Annotated in this window: 2 protein-coding genes and 1 pseudogene; all 3 read left to right on the forward strand. The window is 45.5% G+C overall.

Translation table 11 applies throughout. The features are described 5' to 3' along the window. A pseudogene (locus PVV60_RS09570) lies at nucleotides 1-307 on the forward strand (phage tail protein); the annotation flags it as partial. A 1-nt stretch (nucleotide 308) separates the two neighbouring features. Further along, complete coding sequence (locus tag PVV60_RS09575; RefSeq protein WP_273724558.1) at nucleotides 309-3452, forward strand: DUF4815 domain-containing protein; 3144 nt, start codon at nucleotides 309-311, stop codon at nucleotides 3450-3452. 14 nt (nucleotides 3453-3466) lie between these two features. Then, nucleotides 3467-4442: Bgr_08870 family protein (locus tag PVV60_RS09580; RefSeq protein WP_273724559.1), on the forward strand; the 976-nt coding region annotated here is incomplete at its 3' end.

The raw sequence follows: 4442 nt of genomic DNA on the forward strand, positions 1-4442 counted from the left end.
GTACAGCCATTGTGGTAACAGATTTAACCCTTCCCCAACAGGCACCTTGTTGTTTCTGGCAGCACGAACAGACTTTCACGATGTTGACCGGAAACAAGCAGCCTTTGTTTCCATTCTCGTTCATGCCACCCCCAAACAAGATATCCCTCTTGATATCCCTCTTGATATCCCCCTTGATATCCCTTTGGGCAAGCTTTGGTGTGACGCCAATGAACTCAATGGTGGTGTGGAGATACTCAAAACGCCCATTAACATTCCTTTGCGAGCTGATGTTCGCGAACAATTCAAGATTTTATTGAGGTTTTAAAATGAAGCATGAAAGTGGTTTACCCTTTGCAATTGACAGATCTCGCGGCAAAGAGGAACAACAAAGCGTTGTCTTTTATGGCACGCGTCCCTTTATTCAAGCTGGTGAACTGAATGAAGTTCAAACCATTATAAGGGGACGGCATGACCGCTTGGGGCGTCTTGTGGCACAAGAAGGAGACCGCGTGGAACGGGCGGATGCTTTTGTCAATAAAGAGACAAAGACCGTCACATTAACGGATGGCAAGATTTATATCGCAGGCGATATTTTTCCGGTCTCTGAAGCTGTACTCAATAATGTTGCCATGATTGGACGCTTGGAAATTGGTGTGAAGCTGCAAAAAAAATGGATAACTCATGAGGATGATCCAGAGCTGTTGGGGCAAGTCCCTGGCACCTTGGCAGAAGGAGAACCCGGTGCCGCACGCGAAACAGCAAAGCTTGTTTGGGCACTGAAAGAAGATGCGCAAAGTGGCATTTTCTTTCCGGTTTATATTTTACAAGATGGTGTTCTGATTGACCAAAAATCCCCCTCATTGCTTGAACCCGCCATGCAAGCTATTGCAACATATGACAGAGCCCATGGGCATTATATCGTGAGTGGCTGCCGTGTAAGCGCATTGGGAGCCAATAATGGTTGCCAAGTCTTTAGTATTCAAGAAGGAGAAGCCAATATTAATGGCTTTAAACGCAAGCGCTTAGCCGCCTTGCGCCATGAAGAGGTGGAGGATTTTTCGACAAGCGTTGTTCCAAGCGAAACGCATATTTTTGCACCCCCAAAAGGCAAGACAAGTTTCACCTTTAAACCCTATTATTTTCCTATTGCTGATATTCAGTCTCTTTTGTTGACAAAAGAAAAAACCGTTAACGTCACCCGTGGTGCAGTTGCCGCAGGGCGTGATGGTGTGCCGGATAAAAGCATCACCGCGTTTATCAAAGTCGTTCAAGGAAGCAAGGAATTTAAAGAAGGCACAGATTTTAAAAAAACCGGAGACACCATTGATTGGGCGCCCGTAGGAGACGAACCTTTAGCAGGGAGCAGCTATAAGGTGACTTATCGCTATCGTGCAAAAATCACGGCTGATAAAGTAACAGCAAAGGAAATTACCGTCTCAGGGGGGGCGCAAGGTGGGGATATTATCGTCAGTTACACTTACAAATTGCCCCGCATTGACCGTATAGGACTGAACACAGGGGGTAATGTGGTTTACATCAAAGGTATATCAGTAGACCACCCTATGGCACCCAGTGTCCCTGATGATGTGTTGTCCCTTGCAACGATCACCAACAATTGGCTTGAAACGCCTGTTGTGGTCAATGATGGCACACGTGTTGCCCCCTATGATGAGATGTGGCGCTATTTTCAACGGGTGCTCTCGCTTGACAGGCTGATGCAGTTAGAGCGCATTAAAAGCAATGTGGACTCTAAAGAGCCTGTCGCCAAAAAAGGTATGTTTGCAGATCCTTTTCTTGATGATCGTTACAGAGATGAAGGCTTTCAACAAACGGGGGCTGTAGGCAACGGCATTTTGCAGCTTGCCATTGATCCAACCTTTTACACTGCTAATCTTACAGCGCCTGTCACGCTTGACTGGACCAATGAAGTAATCATTGCGCAAGAGTTGACAACGGCTTGCGAAAAAATCAATCCTTATCAAAATTTTGCACCCCTGCCTGGTACAGTAACCCTTGACCCCGCGACAGACTTTTGGCACGAACAGCGCACCGATTGGCTCTCTGGTGTGACCAATCAACTCAATATGGGCTGGAACCGTGGGAGAAGCATCGTTAAGACAGAAGTCAGCGATGATTTGGTGAATACAACGAGGGAGCAAATCGATTTTTTAAGACAAATTCCGTTGAACTTTAAGATTGAAGGTTTTGGCAGTGGTGAAATCTTGGACAGCCTTAGCTTTGATGGCGTGAATGTCTTACCCAAAAGCCGCCTTGTTGCCAATAGCAAAGGCACCCTTGAAGGGAGTTTCAAGATTCCTCCAAACATTACGGCTGGGACAAAGAATGTGATTGCACGAGGGAAAGGCGGAACAACAGCAACGGGGCTTTTTACCGGTCAAGGGGTGATTGATGTAAAAGTCATGCGGCGCACCACCACGGTGAAAATCTGGACACAAGTCGACCCGCAAGCGCAAGTCTTTACCCCCGATGAAACACGACAAATCACTGGGATTGATTTCCATCTTTGTAAAATAGGCAATCAAAATCATGACCTTGTTATTGATTTAGTTACCACAGAAAACGGTTATCCCACCGCCGATATTCAAGCCCAAACCTCCTATTCCATGAAGGGCGCAAAGAGAGGGTGGGCAGAAGCACGCTATGATGTACCACTCCTTGTGATGGATGACCGCTTAACGGCTTTCGTTATCAAGACAGATGATGCTGATCATTCCGTCTCTTTAGCAAAGCTTGGGGATTTTGATGCAGAACATCAGAGATATGTCTCAAGTCACCCTTACGTGACCGGTCCACGCTTTTCTTCAGTCAATGCGCAGACATGGACCGCCCATCAAGATGAGGCTTTAGCCTTTCGAGTGCTGGCAGCACGCTACAGACAAACAGAAAAAACGGTGGATTTAGGCACCTTTGATCTTGTGGATTGCTCTGATTTGCAGGTGCGTGCAGCCATTGAATTGCCTTCAAGCGATTGTTCTGTCATCTTTGAAATTGAAAGAAACAACGGTACAGTTTATCAACTGCTGCCCTTTCAATTGCTTAGTCTGACCGAATATATCAGTGAAAAAGTCAAGCTTCGCGCTATTCTTAAAGGTACGGAGAAGCTCTCACCCGTCTTATTTGCCCCTGTACAATTGATTGCAGGAAAAATCCATAAAACAGCAACCTATGTCACAAGGGCTTTTGCCTTTGGGGAAAAGGCAAGGTTAACGAGCTATATCAAAACCTTCTTGCCGGGCGGTTCTTCATTCACCCTCGAGATGCAACTGGATGATGGTACCTTTGTCCCTTTAAAACTCGATGAGACAGAACAACTCGCTGAACCGCTTTGGACAGAGCGCAAATTTATCAGTGGTGACAAAACAGCAGGACAAGCACGCTTAAAACTCACCCTTACCGGTGGACCGGCGGCACGCTCCATGGTGAGTGATTTTGGCGCCGGCATATTGTGATGGGAGAATGAGAGATGACAAAAACCAAAAAACTCGACATGGAATTGCCTAAAGAAGGACGCTTTATCAGTTCTGAATTCCCAATCTTGCGGGAAAACTTGACGAAAATTGATCAAACCATAATGGAAGTTGAGGACAAGGTAGACCAAAAAGCGCCTTTACAACACATGCACACAATAAGTGATGTTGCAGATCTTGAAGCAGCCCTTAAGGCCAAAATGGCAGCCGATAAAACCTTCACCCTTACTGATTTAAGTGATATCGAGGGGGCAAAAGATGCCGCAAATAATTATGTGCTCTACAAAGCAAGCAATAATAACTTCACCTTTGGCAGTGCTGTCTCTCTGTTAGGAGCGCATCAACATAAAACCGAAGATATTGTTGGATTAGATGACTTTAGAGCCAAGATCAACGAAGATCTCACAAGCTATGGGCGCCTAGCAAGCCCAAATGAATGGAAAAATTACAATAAATTTACCAGCAAAGTCACCATAAATGGTGATTTAGAGCTTTTGGGCAATTCGTCGTTTAGCCTCACCCATAATGGTGAAGTGGTCACAAGTTTAAGTGCAACGGGAAGCATGTTGAAAGGACCGCTGAAAGTGGATGGTGATCTTGTTTATACGAAATCAGAAATAGATATTCTCAAGCAGGAAATTAAAAAAATCAAAAAAGATTTGATTAATAAACTCATTATTGCCGATGCTGAATTGCTCTATACACAGGATGGAAAAATTCAATGGCCAGATTGGGTGACGAATAAAACCAAAGTTGAGATCCAAGCATGGGGCGGCGGAGGTAGTGGTGGTTCCTCTTGGTCTTATGGCGATGGCGGCGGTGGCGGAGGAGGAGGTTGTTCCGTGTGGTATGGCTATAAATCCAGTTTAAACGGGCATGAGGATATCACAATTGGTAAAGGAGGAACTTCTGTTGCAAAGCATGGTGCGACAGGAAACTCTGGAGGAACAACAACCGTTGGAAAGAATTTTA

The organism is Bartonella sp. AU18XJBT (assembly GCF_028618595.1).
Taxonomy (GTDB): domain Bacteria; phylum Pseudomonadota; class Alphaproteobacteria; order Rhizobiales; family Rhizobiaceae; genus Bartonella.

Bases quoted from the DNA above. Each gene is read 5' to 3' on its own strand.
- PVV60_RS09575 (WP_273724558.1), top strand. From the start codon at position 309: ATGAAGCATGAAAGTGGTTTACCCTTTGCAATTGACAGATCTCGCGGC.